Origin of the sequence: Spiribacter vilamensis (genome assembly GCF_004217415.1) — a bacterium.
Classification (GTDB): Bacteria; Pseudomonadota; Gammaproteobacteria; order Nitrococcales; family Nitrococcaceae; genus Spiribacter; species Spiribacter vilamensis.
Genome location: NZ_SHLI01000001.1, coordinates 1,975,831 through 1,991,917 on the forward strand (window position 1 = coordinate 1,975,831; position 16,087 = coordinate 1,991,917).

At 67.7% G+C, this 16,087-nt stretch carries 12 protein-coding genes; 3 read left to right on the plus strand and 9 right to left on the minus strand.

The features are described 5' to 3' along the window. Positions 1 to 87: 87 nt before the first annotated feature. Positions 88 to 2,571 (plus strand): heavy metal translocating P-type ATPase, encoded by a 2,484-nt coding sequence (locus EV698_RS09785; protein ID WP_130503878.1) that lies wholly within the window; start codon positions 88 to 90, stop codon positions 2,569 to 2,571. After that, positions 2,568 to 2,864 (plus strand): metal-sensitive transcriptional regulator, encoded by a 297-nt coding sequence (locus EV698_RS09790; RefSeq protein WP_130503879.1) that lies wholly within the window; start codon positions 2,568 to 2,570, stop codon positions 2,862 to 2,864. The genes EV698_RS09785 and EV698_RS09790 overlap by 4 nt, the downstream gene beginning before the upstream one ends. On the opposite strand, the gene EV698_RS09795 is transcribed toward EV698_RS09790, so the two are convergent. The 4 genes from EV698_RS09795 to betI all read right to left on the minus strand — a co-directional run bounded on the left by EV698_RS09795 (position 2,848) and on the right by betI (position 9,443). After that, positions 2,848 to 5,580, minus strand: a complete 2,733-nt coding sequence (locus EV698_RS09795; protein WP_130503880.1) for a bifunctional acetate--CoA ligase family protein/GNAT family N-acetyltransferase — start codon at positions 5,578 to 5,580, stop codon at positions 2,848 to 2,850. The genes EV698_RS09790 and EV698_RS09795 overlap by 17 nt on opposite strands. A 127-nt stretch (positions 5,581 to 5,707) precedes the next feature. Next, positions 5,708 to 7,369 carry a choline dehydrogenase gene (gene betA, locus EV698_RS09800; RefSeq protein WP_130503881.1) on the minus strand — a complete coding sequence of 554 codons (1,662 nt, stop codon included), beginning with the start codon at positions 7,367 to 7,369 and terminating at the stop codon, positions 5,708 to 5,710. Positions 7,370 to 7,384: 15 nt separating this feature from the next. Beyond that, positions 7,385 to 8,851 (minus strand): betaine-aldehyde dehydrogenase, encoded by a 1,467-nt coding sequence (betB, locus tag EV698_RS09805; protein ID WP_130503882.1) that lies wholly within the window; start codon positions 8,849 to 8,851, stop codon positions 7,385 to 7,387. After that, positions 8,832 to 9,443: a transcriptional regulator BetI gene (gene betI, locus EV698_RS09810; RefSeq protein WP_130503883.1), complete on the minus strand. Its 612-nt coding sequence runs from the start codon at positions 9,441 to 9,443 to the stop codon at positions 8,832 to 8,834. Before betI ends, betB begins: the two co-directional genes overlap by 20 nt. Before the next feature lie 116 nt (positions 9,444 to 9,559). Here betI and choX point away from each other — a divergent pair, with 116 nt between their 5' ends. Beyond that, positions 9,560 to 10,510: a choline ABC transporter substrate-binding protein gene (choX, locus tag EV698_RS09815; protein ID WP_130503884.1), complete on the plus strand. Its 951-nt coding sequence runs from the start codon at positions 9,560 to 9,562 to the stop codon at positions 10,508 to 10,510. Here the strand turns inward: choX and EV698_RS09820 are convergent. The 5 genes from EV698_RS09820 to EV698_RS09840 are packed head-to-tail and all read right to left on the minus strand — an operon-like array spanning position 10,507 to position 16,086. After that, positions 10,507 to 11,607, minus strand: coding sequence for a DNA polymerase IV (locus EV698_RS09820; RefSeq protein ID WP_239016264.1), 1,101 nt, complete (start codon positions 11,605 to 11,607; stop codon positions 10,507 to 10,509). The genes choX and EV698_RS09820 overlap by 4 nt on opposite strands. After that, positions 11,582 to 12,958 carry an alpha,alpha-trehalose-phosphate synthase (UDP-forming) gene (locus EV698_RS09825; protein WP_130503885.1) on the minus strand — a complete coding sequence of 459 codons (1,377 nt, stop codon included), beginning with the start codon at positions 12,956 to 12,958 and terminating at the stop codon, positions 11,582 to 11,584. Before EV698_RS09825 ends, EV698_RS09820 begins: the two co-directional genes overlap by 26 nt. Further along, a complete protein-coding gene (locus tag EV698_RS09830) occupies positions 12,955 to 14,766 on the minus strand; it encodes a glycoside hydrolase family 15 protein (RefSeq protein WP_130503886.1) in 1,812 nt (603 codons plus the stop codon). The genes EV698_RS09825 and EV698_RS09830 overlap by 4 nt, the downstream gene beginning before the upstream one ends. After that, entirely contained in the window at positions 14,724 to 15,539 is an 816-nt protein-coding gene (gene otsB / locus EV698_RS09835; protein ID WP_130503887.1) for a trehalose-phosphatase, read from the minus strand. The genes EV698_RS09830 and otsB overlap by 43 nt, the downstream gene beginning before the upstream one ends. After that, complete coding sequence (locus EV698_RS09840) at positions 15,505 to 16,086, minus strand: YajG family lipoprotein (protein ID WP_130503888.1); 582 nt, start codon at positions 16,084 to 16,086, stop codon at positions 15,505 to 15,507. Before EV698_RS09840 ends, otsB begins: the two co-directional genes overlap by 35 nt. Position 16,087: the final 1 nt, after the last annotated feature.

Here is a 16,087-nt window from a genome sequence, read left to right on the forward strand (position 1 = left end):
ATGGGATGCGCCCGGCTTATCGATTTGACCGCCCCCCTAGGGGGAGGGGTACTCTCGAGTTATTCAAGCTGATCAACCGAGGTTCCCATGACCGCACAGGCATTCGATTTCGAAGTGACCGGGCTGAACTGCGGGGCCTGTGTTAACCGGGCCGAGCGGGCCATCCAGTCGGTGACCGGGGTGCAGACCGCGAGCGTCAACCTGTCGACGGCGAAGGCACAGGTGACCTTCGATGAGGGCAGTGATCCGGCGGCGGGGCTGACGCAGATCGGCAGCCAGCTCGATGATGCCGGTTATCCGCCGCGACATGAGGAGCTCACACTGGCACTCAGCGGGGTGACCTGCGGGGGCTGTATCCGCAATATCGAAAACGCCCTCAACGCCCTGCCGGGGGTTCGCGAGGCCACCGCCAACCTGAGCATGAGTACCGCGCAGGTGGACTATCTGCCGGGCGCGGTGTCGGCGAGTGACATGATCGCCGCCGTGGAGGCGGCGGGCTATGGTGCCGAGACGGTGGATGACGGCGCCGCTGCCGCGGACGACGGTAATGATGCCGCCACTCGTGAACAGGCGAAGCTGCGCCGGCGGGTGGGCATCGCCGCGGCGTTCGCGCTGCCCCTGGTGGTGATCGCCATGGGCCGACATGTACCCGGCGGCGCCGCCTGGTTCGGGCAGTGGCTGCCGGAGCGTGCCTGGATCGCCGTGGAGTGGCTGCTCGCCACCCCCATCGTGTTCTGGGCCGGGCTGGATTTCTTTCGCAAGGGCGTAAAGGAAATGCGCCATCGTGCGCCGGCGATGAGCAGCCTCGTGATGATCGGGGCGGGTTCCGCCTACGGCTATTCGTTGCTGGCACTGTTCGTGCCGGGGATCTTCCCGGCGGGCACGGCGGGTAGCTACTTCGAGGCGGCCGGTGTAATCGTCACCCTGATCCTGCTCGGCCGCTATCTCGAGCAGATCGCCCGCGGCCGGACCTCGATGGCCATCAAGCGCCTGCTCGGCATGCAGGCCCGTACCGCCCGTGTCCTCCGTGACGGGGGCGCCGTCGAGGTCGATATCGACCGCGTCGAGTGGGGCGAGACGGTGATGGTCCGTCCGGGCGAGCGCATTCCGGTGGACGCCACCATCACCGAGGGCCAGTCCCGGGTGGACGAGTCGATGATCACCGGCGAGCCGGTCCCGGTAGCCAAGGCGGCGGGGGATCGGCTCGTGGCCGGGACGGTCAACGGCCAGGGCTCGCTGACCGCCAGCGTGACCGAGGTGGGCGGTGATACGGTCCTCGCGCAGATCATCGGCATGGTCGAGAAGGCGCAGGCCGAGAAACCGCCGATCCAGCAGATGGCGGATCGCATCGCCGGCGTGTTCGTCCCGGTGGTGCTCGTCATTGCCCTGCTGACCGCTGCTATCTGGCTGACGGTCGGGCCTGAGCCGGTGCTCTCCTACGCCTTCGTCGCCACGGTGAGTGTCCTGCTGATCGCCTGCCCCTGCGCGATGGGGCTCGCGACGCCCACGGCGGTGATGGTCGCGACCGGCAAGGGGGCCGAAAACGGCCTGTTGCTGCGCCGCGGCGCCGCCCTGGAGTCGCTGGCCCAGGCCGACACCATCGTGCTGGACAAGACCGGTACCCTCACCCTGGGCAGCCCGCAGCTCACCGACCTCGTGGTGCCGACCGGTGGCGAGGACGAGGCACTGGCGCTGATGGCCGCGGTGGAGGCCCACAGCGAGCATCCGCTGGGGCAGGCCCTGGTCGCGGCCGCCGAGTCACGCGGGCTTGCCGTGCCGACGGCCACCGACTTCGAGGCGGTCACCGGGTATGGTGTTCACGCCATGGTCGATGGGCGTTACGTCCACATCGGTGCCGCCCATTACATGGAGTGGCTGGGTGTTGCGACCGGCCCCGTGCAGGCCGAGGCGGCGCAGTTGATGCAGGCGGCGAAAACGCCGATCTTTGCTGCCGTCGACGGCCAGCTGCTGGGTGTGGCGGCGGTTGCCGATCCGCCGCGCCCGGAGAGCCGGGCCGTGATCGCGGCACTCCGCGGTCAGGGCCTGCGCGTGGCCATGGTGACCGGTGACGAGGCCGCGACCGCCAATGCGCTGGCGAAACAGCTGGGCATCGACGAGGTGATGGCCGGGGTGCTCCCGGATGGCAAGGCCCGCGAGGTCGAGCGCCTGCAGGGCGAGGGCCGTCGAGTGGCGTTTGTTGGTGATGGCATCAACGATGCCCCCGCCCTGGCCCGGGCGGATGTGGGCATGGCCATCGGTACCGGCACCGACGTGGCCATCGAGGCCGGCGATGTGGTGCTGATGCGTGCCGACCTCAATGGCCTGCTCAACGCGGTGGCGCTGGCGCGCCGGACCCATCGCACGATCAAGGGCAACTTTATCTGGGCCTATGGCTACAACGTGCTGCTGATCCCGGTGGCGGCGGGGCTGTTGTTCCCGCTGACCGGCTGGCTGCTCAACCCCATGGCGGCGGCCGCGGCGATGAGCCTGTCGAGCCTGTTCGTACTGACCAATTCACTGCGCCTGCGGCGGTTCCAGCCATCGCCAGCGGTAACGGAGACCGGATTATGAGCGACTCCACCGAAGACTGCCATCTTGCCCTGGACCCGGCGGTCCGCGATGCGGCCCGCCAGCGACTGGCCTCGATCCGTGGCCACGTGGAGGGAATCGTGCGCATGCTCGAGCGCGAGGATGTCTACTGCGTGGACGTGCTACGGCAGCTGAAGGCGGTCGACGGCGCGCTGGAGAAGGTGGGCGATACAGTCCTGCGCAGCCACCTCCACCATCACGTCACCAGCGCCCGCGAGCGCGGTGATGCCGACGTCATCGTCGATGAGCTCATGGAGATCATGAAGTACCGCTAACGGCGCCGGATTGAAGCGGCAGGGTGACCCGCATGATGTCGCGATCGTCGGCATCGGTGTGCTGACTGAAGCCCAGGTTTTTGCAGAGCGTGAGCATGGCCTGGTTCTCGCGCAGGACATCGCCCTCGATCTCGCCAATGCCGCGATCGCGGGCATAGTCGATGACATGCTCCATCAACAGCCGGCCGAGGCCCTGGCGGGTCAGGTCATGGCGCACGATGATGGAGTACTCCGCCTTCTCGTCGTCCGGATCGGCGTGGATGTGCACCGCGCCGTAGAGCTCCGCTTCGCCCGGCACCTTGTCGGAGTCGGTGATGATCAGCGCCATCTCGCGGTTGTAGTCGATCTGCGTGAACCGGGCCGCGGCCATGTGGCTCATCTGCTTCATCGGCGCGAAAAACCGCAGCCGGATCTGCTCCGGGGTGAGATGGGCGAAGGCGCGGTGCAGTGCCGGCTCGTCCTCGGGAACGATCGGCCGGAGCAGGTACTCGACGCCATCATCGGCGACCACCGTTTTCTCCAGCTTGCGCGGATAGGGCCGGATGGCCAGCCGCCGGGTCCCGGTGCCGTTCTCGCCGATCCGGATCCGTGCATCAAGGGCCACGACGCCATCCGCGGAGGCCAGCAGCGGATTGATGTCGAGTTCCTTGATCCGCGAGATGTCCGCGGCGATCTGCGCGATGCGGGTCAGGGTCAGGGCGATTGCCTCCATATCCGCGGGCTTGCGGTCGCGATAGCCCTGGAGCTGGCGATAGACCCGGGTGCGGGTGATCATGTCGCTGGCGAGCTTCATGTTGAGCGGCGGCAGGGCGAGGGACTGGTCCTGGATCACCTCGACGGCGGTGCCCCCCTGACCGAACAGCACCACCGGCCCGAACTGGGCATCCTCGGTAAACCCGGCGATCAGCTCCCAGGCCCCGGCCCGCTTGACCATGGGCTGGACGCTGAAACCCTGTAGATCGGCGTTGGGATAGGTCTCCGCGACCCGGCGCTGCATGGCCTCCGCGGCGCGGTGAACCGCGTCGGCATCGTCGAGATCGAGCGCCACGCCACCGACATCGCTCTTGTGCGTGATGTCCCTGGAGAGGATCTTGATCGCCGCCGGATAACCCAGTCGATCGGCGGCGGCCGCCGCCGCTGCCGGCGACTCGGCGACCTCGGTGGAGACGATCTCGATGCCGAACGCGGCGAGCAGCTGCTTGGCCTCCGGCTCACTCAGTATCTCGCGGTCTTCCGCGGCCGCCTGTTCAACCAGGCGATTGGCGGTCTCGTAATCCGGTGTGAACAGCTCCGGCACCGAGGGTGGCGTCTGCAGCAGCTGATCCTGGTTACGCCGGTACTCGACCATGTGCATGAACGCGCGCACGGCCGCCTCGGGGGTGTTGTAGCTGGGAATCGCCGCCTCCGAGAAACGCCGCCGGGCATGCTGCGCGGTATGCTCACCGACCCAGCAGGTGAGCAGTTTTGGCTGCTTGTCCCGGCGGCTCCGGCGTGTCTGTTGCCGGTCCTGCTCGGCGATGACGGCCTCGGCGGCGTCGATGCTGTCGGAGATGGCGGTGGGGCAGTTCAGCACGAGGACGGCATCGGCCGCATCGCTGTCCGCCATGATCGACAGGGCATCGGCATAGCGCTTGCCGGGGGCGTCGCCGATGATGTCCACTGGGTTGCCGTGCGACCAGGTCGGCGGCAGTATCTCGTTGAGGGCTTGTACCGTCTCGTCCGACAGGGTTGCCAGTTCGCCGCCGTGACCGATCAGGGCATCGGTGGCGAGCACGCCGATCCCGCCACCGTTGGTGAGGATCGCAAGCCGGTCGCCATTCGGGGTGCCGGTGGTGGCGAGTGTCTCCACCGCCGCGAACAACTCGCCGAGGGTGTCCACCCGCAGCATGCCGGCACGCCGGAAGGCGGCATCGTAGACCTTGTCCGAACCCGCGAGGGCACCGGTGTGCGAGGCCGCGGCCTGGGCGCTCGCCGCGTGACGGCCCGACTTAACCACGATCACGGGTTTCATGCGCGCCGCCGCCCGGGCCGCCGACATGAACTTGCGGGCATCGGTAATGGCCTCCGCGTAGAGCAGGATGGCCTTGGTGTCGGGATCGTTCGCGAGGTAGTCGATGGTATCGCCAAAGTCGACATCGGCCATGTCGCCGAGCGAGATCATGTGCGAAAAGCCGATCCCGCGGCGCTCCGCCCAGTCGAGCACGGAGGTGACAATGGCGCCGGACTGGGTGACGAAGGCGAGCCGCCCCTTGGGCGGTGCCAGGTGGGCGAAGCTCGCGTTGAGGCCGAAGCCGGGCACCAGGATGCCCAGGCAGTTGGGGCCGATAATGCGCGTCAGGTATGGCCGCGCCGCATCCAGCGCCTGCTGTCGCAGTTCCATGCCCTCGGCGTCATCGCCCTCGCCAAAGCCCGCGGTGATCACCACGACGCCACGGGTTCCGCGCTCGGCGAGCTGGCGGACCACGTCCGGCACCGTCTTGGGCGGCGTGCAGACCACCGCCAGGTCCGGCGTCACGGGCAGATCGGCAATGTCCTTGTAGCTGAGCACGCCCTCGATGGACTGGTGCTTGGGATTGACCGGCATGATCGGCCCGTCGAAGCCCCCGTTGAACAGGTTGCGTGCCAGCACCGCACCCACGGACCCGGGCCGTCGGCTGGCGCCGACAATGGCAATGGAGCGGGGCTTGAAGAGGGCGTCGAGGTTACGGACAGTCATCGGGTGATACTCCTGCTGCGATCATGTTGCACAGCAACATTGTAACGCAGGAAGACCGGACCGTTGTGACTGAGTGGACTACCCGATGTGGCCGACAGGCATGGCCGACCACTCGGGGACGTCGCAGTCAGCGCTGGTGCGTCTGCCAGTTCGCCGCCTCGTACCAGGGCTGGGGGTCGTACTCGCTGTCCCGGCCGCGGATACGGTCGGCGAGCTTCTCGGCGATCATGATCGTGGGCGCGTTCAGATTGCCGGTGGTGATCCGCGGCATGATCGATGCGTCGATCACCCGCAGGGCGGCAACCCCATGCACCCGGCCGTCACCGTCAACCACCGCCTCGGCGTCATCGCTTTTGCCCATGCGGCAGGTGCCGCTGGGGTGATAGGCGCTCTCGCCATGGGCGCGGACCCAGGCATCGATATCCGCATCGCTCTGTACCTCGGGACCGGGCGACAGCGGCCGGTCGCGGAACCGGTCCATGGGCGACTGCTCGATCACCTCGCGGGTGAGGCGAACGGCATCGCGCATCTCGCGGCGATCCCGCTCGGTGGCCATGTAGTTGAACACGATCCGCGGAGCGGCGGTCGGATCGGCGCTGTCCAGGGTGACACGGCCGCGGCTTTCCGGGCGCATGGGGCCGACATGGGCCTGGAAGCCGTGGCAGTCGGCGGAGACGCTCCCGTCATAGCTGAGCGCGATGGGCATGAAGTGGTACTGCAGGTTGGGGTAGGGGATGCCCGCCTCGCTGCGGATGAAGCCGCCCGATTCGAAATGGTTGGTGGCGCCCAGTCCGCCGCGCGTGGTCAGCCACTGTATGCCGATCCGCGCCTGGTTCCAGGGCTTGAGGGCACTGAACAGGGTGATCGGCTCGCGACAGGCATACTGCACGTAGACCTCGAGGTGGTCCTGGAGGTTGTCGCCCACGCCAGGCAGATCCTGCCGGACGTCGAGGCCCAGCTCCTGCAGCGTCGTGGCGGGACCGATCCCCGAGCGCATCAGGATCTGCGGTGAATTGATCGCCCCCGCGCAGAGCAGGACCTCCTGATCGGTGCGGGCCTCGCGCGTCTCGCCGCGATAGCGGTAGCGCACGCCGGTGGCGCGATCACCGTCCAGCAACAGGATCTCGGTCAGTGCCCGGGTGCGCACGGTCAGGTTGGCGCGCCGCATGGCGGGGCGCAGATAGGCGTTGGCCGTCGACCAGCGCACACCATTGTGCGTGGTCATGAACATGGGTCCGAAGCCTTCCTGCTGGTAGCCGTTCATGTCCTCGGTCTCGGGGTAGCCCGCCGCCACGCCGGCATCCACGAAGGCCCGGTAGAGCGGGTTGCGCATGGCCCCGGTGGTGACGTGCAGTGGTCCGTCGCCGCCGTGATAGGCGTTACCGCCCTGGTCGAACGCCTCGGCGCGGCGGAAGTAGGGCAGTACCTTCGAGTAGCGCCATTCCTCGAGACCGAAATCATCGGCCCAGCCCTCGTAGTCCAGCGCGTTGCCGCGCACGTAGGCCATGCCGTTGATGGACGACGAGCCCCCGAGGACATGGCCGCGCGGGCAGTCCATGCGGCGGTTGTCCATGCTCGGTTCGGGCTCGGTGGCATAGCCCCAGTTGTAGCGCTTGCTGCCCATGGGCTTGTCGAAGGCCGATGGCATGTGGATCCACAGGCTGTAATCCATGGGTCCGGCCTCGAGCAGCAGGACCCGGCAGTCGGGATCCTCCGTAAGGCGGCTGGCGAGCACGGCGCCGGCCGATCCGGCACCGATGATGATGTAGTCGAAGGTTTCGGTCTGCATACGCGGTTTCCGTTCTCAGTAGGGGGCATCGACGCCGGTGGTGGCGACGAACACGCTTTTCAGCTGGCTGTAGTGATCGAGGGCGTGGCGGCTGTTCTCGCGGCCGATCCCCGACTGGCGCATGCCGCCGAACGGCATCTCGATGGGGGTCAGGTTGTAGTGGTTAACCCAGATGACCCCCGCCTTCACCGCCGCGGCGACCCGGTGGGCACGCCGCAGATCGTTGGTGAACACGCCGCCGGCGAGGCCGTAGGGTGTGTCGTTGGCGCGGCGGATGACCTCGGCCTCGTCGTCGAATGGCAGGATGGTCATCACCGGGCCGAAGATCTCCTCGCGGGCGATGACGCAGTCGTCGTCCTCCACCCGGAACACCGCCGGTGACAGGAACGTGCCGCCGTCGCAGCCATCAACCGCGACCGGCTCGCCGCCGATCAGTCGCTGCGCGCCGGCGGCCTCGCCGCGGCGGATGAAATCGAGCACATGATCGCGGTGCGCCGGCGAGATCAGCGCCCCGATGTCGGTGGCGGGGTCGGCCGGGTCGCCGATCCGCAGTCGCCGCGTGCGGGCCAGGACCCGCTCGATGAAGGCGTCGATGACCGACGTATGGACATAGACCCGGGTGCCGTTGGTGCAGATCTCGCCCTGGGTGTAGAAGTTGCCAAGCAGCGCGCCGGAGACGGCATCGTCGAGTGCGGCATCATCGAACACGATCAGCGGCGACTTGCCGCCTAGCTCCATCGTGACGGCCTTGAGGGTCTCGGCGGCATCGCGCATCACCGCCCTGCCGGTGCCCACCTCGCCGGTCAGCGATATCTTGTCGATATCCGGATGCCGGGTCAGTGCCTGGCCGGTCTCCGCCGCGCCCTGGACGACGTTGAAAAGCCCCGGTGGCAGACCCGCCTCGGCGAGAATCTCTGCGAGTCGTAGCGCCGACAGCGGAGTCAGCTCGGCGGGCTTGAAGACCATGGCGTTGCCGGCTGCGAGTGCCGGTGCGGTCTTCCAGGCGGCGATCTGCAGCGGGTAATTCCAGGCGCCGATGCCGCCGCAGACCCCTAGCGGCTCGGGGCGGGTATAGAAAAAACCGCCCTCCACCGTCTGGTATTCCCCCTGCAGGCTGGCCGCCTGTCCGGCGAAGTACTCGAGGCAGTCCGCCGCCGAGTCGACATCCGCCTCCGGGGTTTCGGCGATGGGTTTGCCGCCGTCGAGGCACTCCAGCCGGGCAAGCTCGTCGCGGTGCTCGCGCACGGCGGCGGCGGCCCGTGACAGGATCCGGCCGCGCTCGACGCCGGGGCGCGCGGCCCACTCCACCTGCGCCGCGCGGGCGCTGCGAACGGCATCGTCGACGTCACTGGCATCGGCCTCGGCGACCCGTGCCAGGACCGCGCCGGTCGCCGGGTTGAGGGTCTCGAAGCGTTGCTGGCGGTGGCTGTCGACGGCGGTGTTGTCGATCCACAGCAGCCGGTCAGGCGGATTGTTGGGCATGTTGGTCTCCGGTCAGTGCATGGAGTTCGGAATCGAGGTAGCGGTGCGCCTGGGCGCGGGCGGCATCGACATCGAGGCCACCGGTACGCAGGCTTGCCCGCAGCCACAGGCCGTCGATCATCACCCCCAGGCCTTCGGCGAGCTCGATCGCGTCGCGGCGGGGCAGAAAGGCCGCCAGGTTGTGCGTGAGATTGCTCTGCAACCGGCGGGTGACGACGTTCTGGATACGCGCAAGGGCGGGCACATGGTTGACCTGCGCCCAGAACGACAGCCACGAGCTGACGATGACCTTGCCGGACTGGCTGGCGGCGAAATTGGCGTCGATGATGGCCCTGACGCGGGGCAGGCCGATCGCCGTGCCGGCGCGGGCGCTGCCGTACTCGCGCCCCAGCGAGCGAACCAGCGACAGGTACGTCGCGGCAAGCAACTGGCGCTTGTCGCCGAAGTAGTGGGCCACCAGTCCGGGCGATATCCCCGCCTGCTGGCCGACGCGGCCCAGCGTGGTCGCCTGCAGTCCCTGATCGTGGATTACCTGCAGCGTCGCCTCGATCAGTTGCCGCCGGCGCACTGTCTCCATCCCTTTTCGCGCCATGAGCCGTTTCCTCTGGTTGGTGGACGCCAGTCTAGGCGTTATTGATTGACCGCTCAATCAACATTGTGGTCAGCTTGAGCGTGCTCAATTCGAGTCCGAAATCTTCTGGAGCTTTTATGAAAACCCCAATGATCACGACCCTGGCCGGGGCCGCGCTGGTCTCGCTGACCGCCATGAACGCCACCGCGAGCGAGCCCGAGAGCTGCCAGTCGGTGGGCCTGGCCAACGTTAACTGGACCGGTGTGACCATCAAGTCCGAGATGATGGGATACCTCCTCGACACGCTCGGTTACGAGACCAACCTGACGACCGCGTCCGTGCCGATCGCGTTCCAGTCCGTCGCCGACGGCCAGCGTGACGCGTTCCTGGGGCTATGGCTGCCGACCCAGAAGAGCATGATCGCCTCCTATCTCGAGGACGGTGAGATCGATCAGCTGAGCGCCAACCTCGAGGGGGCCAAGTACACCCTCGCAGTACCGGAGTACGTCTGGGAGGCCGGTGTTCGCGACTTCTCCGATCTCGACGATCACAAGGAGCGCTTCGAGGGCCGGATCTACGGCATCGAGGCGGGTAATGACGGCAACGCCGCCATCCAGTCGATGATTGATGATGATGCCTTCGGACTGGGCGACTGGGAGCTTATGTCCTCTTCTGAAGCCGGCATGCTCACCCAGGTGCAGCGCTCCGTGCCGCGCGAGGAGTGGGTAACGTTCCTCGGCTGGGCGCCGCATCCGATGAACATCAACATCGACATGCGCTACCTCACCGGCGGTGCCGAGTACTTCGGTCCCGACCAGGGCGGGGCGACGGTCTACACCATCACCACCGCCGGCTACACCGACCGCTGCACCAATGTCGGCCGACTGCTCGAGCAGTATGCCTATACCGTCGAGGAGCAGAGCAAGGCCGGCGGACATGTCATCAACGACGACATGTCACCGCTCGAGGCCGCGCAGTCGGTGGTCTCGGATAACCCGGCGCTGCTCGATCGCTGGCTGGACGGCGTTACCACCGCCTCGGGCGATGGCGACGCGGTCGAGGTGATCCGCGACGACCTGGGGCTTTAATCCGCCCCCGGGGCTTCATCGCTGTCGCTCGCCACGAGGCCGGACAGCTGGACCCCGAGCAGGCGCACCGCGCGATGCAGCCGGTGCGCGAACAGGCACTGGTGGACGAGCGCCGCCAGTGTCTCCATCTCGTCCGTCGGCCCGGACAGGCTCCGCGACCGGGTGTGCGTGGTGAAGTCCCGATAGCGCAGCTTGACGGTCACCGTTCGGGCGCCCAGATGCCGCGCCCTTAGCCGTTCACAGACCTCCTCCAGCATGGCCCGGGCCTCGTGATCGAGGCGTCCGCTACTGCGGCAGTCCGCCTGAAAGGTCCGCTCGCGACCGATGGACTTGCGCACGCGCTCGGTCTGCACGGGTCGCTCATCAATGCCCTGCGCCGATTCCATCAGTGACTGCGCGTGGCGCGGACTGAACTCGGCGGTGAGCTGTTCCGGGCTTAGCGCGGCGAGATCGCCGACGCTCTCCACCCCCAGGTCGGCGAGGCGTTCCGCGGTTCGCGGGCCGACGCCGTGCAGGGTCCGCACCGGCAGCGGCCAGACCCGTTCGGGTACGTCACCGCGGCGCAGCCAGGTGAGCCCGTCGGGCTTTTCCAGGTCCGAGGCGATTTTCGCCAGCAATCGATTGGGGCCGATACCCACCGAGGCGACCAGCTCGGTGGCGGCGTGGATCGTTGCCTTTAGCTGGCGACCGATAACGAGCGGGTCATCATCCCGTGCGCTGATATCGAGATAGGCCTCATCGAGGCCGACGGGCTGGAGATATTCACTGACCTCGGCGAGGCAGTCGAAGACCCGGGCCGAGGCCTCGTGATACGCGGGGAAGTCCACGGGCAGAAACACCGCATCGGGGCACAGCCGGGCGGCGGTGCGCAGGGGCATGCCCGAGTGGATGCCGAATACCCGTGCCTCGTAGGTGGCCGTGGAGACCACGCCGCGCCGGTTCGGGTCGCCGCGCCCGCCCACGATCACCGGCTGTCCCCGGAGCGCGGGCTGGCGTTTCAGCTCCACCGAGGCAAAGAACGCATCCATGTCTACGTGCATGATGATGCGTGTCGCGCTGGCGGAGTTCGGGTCAGTCGCGCTCGCCGCCAAGATCATCGAGAAGTCGCTGTTCCCAGCTGCCGATGTCGCACTCGCGCAGCACCGTCATCATGCGTTGGTAGCGGCGGCGGCGCTCGGGCAGCGGCATGGCCAGCGCCTGGTTGAGCCCGGCGGCAATGGCATCGGTGTCGTAGGGGTTGACCTGGATCGCGTCGGTCAGCTCGGCGGCGGCACCGGCCAGCTCGGACAGCACCAGGACACCGGGGTTGTCGGGATCCTGGCTGGCGACGAACTCCTTGGCGACGAGGTTCATACCGTCGCGCAGCGGCGTAACCACCCCGACCCCGGCCGCTCGGTAGAGCCCCATCACCGCGCCGCGTTCGAAGGTGCGGTTGAGATAGTGGATCGGCGCCCAGTCGAGGTCGCCGTAGGCGCCGTTGATATGCCCGCTCAGGCCCTCCAGGCGCTGGCGCAGCTCGGCGTATTCGGCGATATCGCCGCGCGAGGGACTGGCAATCTGCATGAGCACCGTGTGACCGCGACGGTGCGGATAGTCCTCGAGCAGCGACTCGAACGCCCGGAAACGCTGCTCGAGGCCCTTCGAGTAGTCGAGCCGGTCGACACCGATCACCAGATCGCGCTCGCCGAGACCGTCGAGCAGCCGCTGGACGGCCGGGGTCGTGAGTGTCCGGGCAGACAGGTCGGCGAGTTCGTCGACTGCGACCCCGACTGGGTAGACACCGGTGTGCAGATCGCGGTTGCGATGGCGCAGGCGGCCGGAGGATCGCACCAGCGCGCCGATGGCGCGGGTCGCGGATTCCTCGAAGGAATGCCGGTCGTTGTCGGTCTGGAACCCGAGCAGATCGAACCGGCACAGGTCCTCGAGCAGCCCACGGTGGCCGGGCATGGCGCGGAGCACGTCGTAGTCGGGGAACGGGATGTGGAGGAAAAAGCCGATGCGGTTGCGCAGGCCGCGTTCGCGCAGCTCGCGTGCCAGCGGCATCAGGTGGTAGTCGTGAATCCAGATCGTGTCGTCGGGGTCGACCAGGGGCGCGAGGAGGTCGGCGAAGCGGGCGTTGACCCGGGCATAGCCGTGGGAATACCGACGCTGGTAGTCCATCGCCCCGAGATTGAAGTGGAACACCGGCCAGATAACGGCGTTGGCGTAACCGAGATAGAAATCGTCGTAGTCGGCGCGGGTGAGCGGGATCGTCGCGTAGTCGATCCCGTCGTGATGCAGATGGTCGGGGCCGGAGGCGGGATAGTCGGTGAGCTGGCCCGACCAGCCGAACCAGAGCCCGCCGCGCCGGGACAGGGCATCGGAGAGGACCACGGCGAGCCCGCCTGCCTGGGGCTGATCCGGTTGGGGCAGCGGAACGCGGTTGGAAACGACGATCAGTCGACTCAAAGGCTCTCCTCCCAGCTGTGACTCAGGTGCATCGCCGAGTTGATCAGCCCGACCATACTGTAGGTCTGCGGGAAATTCCCCCACAACTCGCCGCGTTCCGGATCGAGATCCTCGGAGAGCAGGCCGAGGCGGGTGCGGTGACTGAGCATGTTCTCGAACAGACGCCGCGCCTCGTCGCCGCGACCGATCGCCTGCAGCGCATCGATGAACCAGAAGGTGCAGATGTTGAAGGCGTTCTCCGGACGGCCGAAATCATCCGCCGCGGCATAGCGGAACAGGTGATCGCCGCGCCGGAGCTGCTGCTCGATGGCTTCCACCGTGCCGATGAACCGCGGGTCGTCGGCGGCGAGGAATCCCAGCTCGTGCATCAGCAGCAGACTGGCGTCGAGGCTGTCACCGCCGAAGCTCTCGACAAAGGCCGTGTGGGTCTCGCTCCAGGCCTCGCGGCAGATGGTGGCATGGATGGTGGCGGCGTGTTCGGCCCAGTACGCGGCATCGGCATCCAGTCCGAGCCGCCCGGCGATGCGACGCAACCGGTCGCAGGCCGCCCAGCACATCATTGCCGAGTAGGTGTGAACGCGGGCCCGGCCGCGGTATTCCCAGATCCCGGCGTCGGGTTGATCGTAGTGCCGGACGGCCTCCTCGCCGAGGGCGCAGAGTCGCTGGTAGAGCGATTGATCGCCCGGCCGCTCGAGGCGCTCGTCGAAAAACGCCTGGGTAGCGGCGAGGATGACGGTGCCGTAGACGTCGTGCTGGACCTGGTGATAAGCCGCGTTGCCGACGCGGACCGGGCCCATGCCGCGGTAACCGCCGAGCGCATCGGCGCTGGTCTCCTCGATGCGGCGCTCGCCGCCGATGCCGTAGAGCGGTTGCAGGCGGTGATCGCCGCTGCCGGCGACAAGATTGATGATGTAGCGCAGGAACCCCTCCATGGTGCGGGTGGCACCCAGGCGATTGAGTGCGTGGACGGTGAAGTAGGCATCCCGCAGCCAGCAGTATCGATAGTCCCAGTTGCGGCCGCTGTTCGCCGCTTCGGGGATGGAGGTGGTGATAGCGGCGATCACGGCGCCGGTGTCCTCGTAGGCCGAGAGCTTGAGGGTGATTGCGGCCCGGATCACCGCCCGCTGCCATTCGAACGGGATGGCGAGCGAGCGGGTCCAGTCCCGCCAGTAGCCCTCGGTACACTCGAGGAACCGCCGCCCCATGGCCTCCACCGATTCCTGGACGCTTTCGTCGGGGCCGAGGACGAAGGTCATGGTCGCGTCGACGACAAACGGTGTCTCGTCGAGGACGTGGGTGAGCGGCGCATCGGTGGTGACGCGCAGGACCTGTTCGGTGCGGATAAAGCGCACGTGGTTGCTGCCCCGCGTCCTGGCGGGCGCGCTTCCGTCCCAACCGCTCAGCGGTCGCAGCCGGGTGCGGATCACCGGATGGCCGCGAACGGCCTCGAGGCGGCGGAGCATCATGACCGGGCGATAGGTGCGCCCGTACTGGCGGAATCGCGGGCAGAAATCAATGATCCGCAGCACGGCGCCGTAGCGATCGGTGAGCTCGGTGCACAGCACCGCCGTATTGTGATGATAGAACTGTGTGGCGGCGCACTGATCCCGGAGCTCGATGCTGAAGTGGCCGCGATCGGCATCGTCGATGAGCCGCGCAAAGGCGGGCTCGGCGTCGAACCGCGGCAGACAGGACCAGACCAGTCGGCCGAGCGGATCGATCAGCCCGGCGATCTGGCCGTTGCCGATAAGCCCCAGTTCCAGGTTCAGTGGCGCGGCTGGAGCTGCCGTGCCAGGCGATTCAGCCATTGGTAAGCCTCGTTAACGGATGCCAGTTCATAGCCGGCGGCGGTGGGCCGGTCAGTGCCTACGCGGATGGCGTGGCCGCCGAGCCGGTTGATAGCTGCGAAGGCGTCCTCGTCGGTGACATCGTCGCCGAGACAGACCGGCGTGCGGCCCTGGAACGGCGCCTCGGTCATGAAGGCCTCGATCACGGTTCCCTTGTCGTGCCCGGCGGGCCCGACCTCGAGGACCTGTTTGCCCGACTGCAGCCGGAACGCGTCGCCGAGAGACTCGCAATGGTGCTCGATCAGTGCCCGGGCGGCATGTTCGAGCGCCGGATCGCTGCGGTAATGGAGGGCGAGGGCACTGCCCTTGTCCTCCACGATCGCCCCCGGGTGCTGGCGGGCGAATGCGTGCATCGCCTTGCGCAGTCCGTCGAGCTGATCACCATGGTCCGGCGGGCGATGGATGCGGCCGTCCCGGCTTCGTCGCTCGAGCCCGTGCAGGCCGGCCAGGGCCGGCCGGGTCGATCCCAGTAGCGCGTCGAGTCCGTCGAGATGACGCCCCGAGATAATGGCGACCGCGCCCCCGAGCGCCTCGGTGAGCGCGCCGAGCAATGGGCGCAACCGGGCCGGGACGACAACCTGGTCCGGCCGCTCGGCGATTTCCACCAGCGTGCCGTCGAAATCGAGGAAAAGCGCCCAGTCGGCCCGTGGCTCGGGGAGTGTCGCTGTGATGGGCGGTGCCGCGCTCATGCCCGGCGCATCAGCCACGACCCGCGAGGAATGCCGCGAGCTCACCGTTCAGCAGTCGCTCCAGGGCCTCGCTGATCGCGGCATTGACCACCTCGGCATTCGCCTCGGCGTTGGGGGGCAGCGCGCGCTGCGCGGTCTTGGTGGTCTGGGCCTGGCTGGTAAAGCGCTCGCCACCGGCAAAGGCAACGGCGCTCAGCCTGATCCGGGTGGTGAGATCGTAGGGAACGCCCACGGCGACATCGTGGCGGAGGGTCTCGATGGCGATCTCGAGTCGCGGCTGCCGGTCTTCATCCCAGAGCCGCGGGGTGAATCCGTAACCGCGCAGCCCCTCGGCGGCGGCCAGCTGGACGGTGTAGGCCAGATCCTGGGACGGAACGAGCCGGACAATGCTGCGGTTCGGGTTCTCGAGGACACCCAGGTCGGACTGGCTGCGGCGATCGGTTACCTCCAGGCCGACATCCTGGTTGCCGCCGGCGATACTCTCGGTGGCCGGTGGTTCAGGTGAAAGGCGCAGGTTCTGGGTGCCCTGGCTGCAGGCGGCGAGCAGGGCGGTGGCGGTGATCAGCAGGAGAATGCGTGCGGTGCGCTTCATG

Bases quoted from the DNA above. Each gene is read 5' to 3' on its own strand.
- EV698_RS09785 (WP_130503878.1), top strand. From the start codon at position 88: ATGACCGCACAGGCATTCGATTTCGAAGTGACCGGGCTGAACTGCGGG.
- EV698_RS09790 (WP_130503879.1), top strand. From the start codon at position 2,568: ATGAGCGACTCCACCGAAGACTGCCATCTTGCCCTGGACCCGGCGGTC.
- EV698_RS09795 (WP_130503880.1), bottom strand. From the start codon at position 5,580: ATGACTGTCCGTAACCTCGACGCCCTCTTCAAGCCCCGCTCCATTGCC.
- betA (WP_130503881.1), bottom strand. From the start codon at position 7,369: ATGCAGACCGAAACCTTCGACTACATCATCATCGGTGCCGGATCGGCC.
- betB (WP_130503882.1), bottom strand. From the start codon at position 8,851: ATGCCCAACAATCCGCCTGACCGGCTGCTGTGGATCGACAACACCGCC.
- betI (WP_130503883.1), bottom strand. From the start codon at position 9,443: ATGGCGCGAAAAGGGATGGAGACAGTGCGCCGGCGGCAACTGATCGAG.
- choX (WP_130503884.1), top strand. From the start codon at position 9,560: ATGAAAACCCCAATGATCACGACCCTGGCCGGGGCCGCGCTGGTCTCG.
- EV698_RS09820 (WP_239016264.1), bottom strand. From the start codon at position 11,607: ATGATCTTGGCGGCGAGCGCGACTGACCCGAACTCCGCCAGCGCGACA.
- EV698_RS09830 (WP_130503886.1), bottom strand. From the start codon at position 14,766: ATGGCTGAATCGCCTGGCACGGCAGCTCCAGCCGCGCCACTGAACCTG.
- EV698_RS09840 (WP_130503888.1), bottom strand. From the start codon at position 16,086: ATGAAGCGCACCGCACGCATTCTCCTGCTGATCACCGCCACCGCCCTG.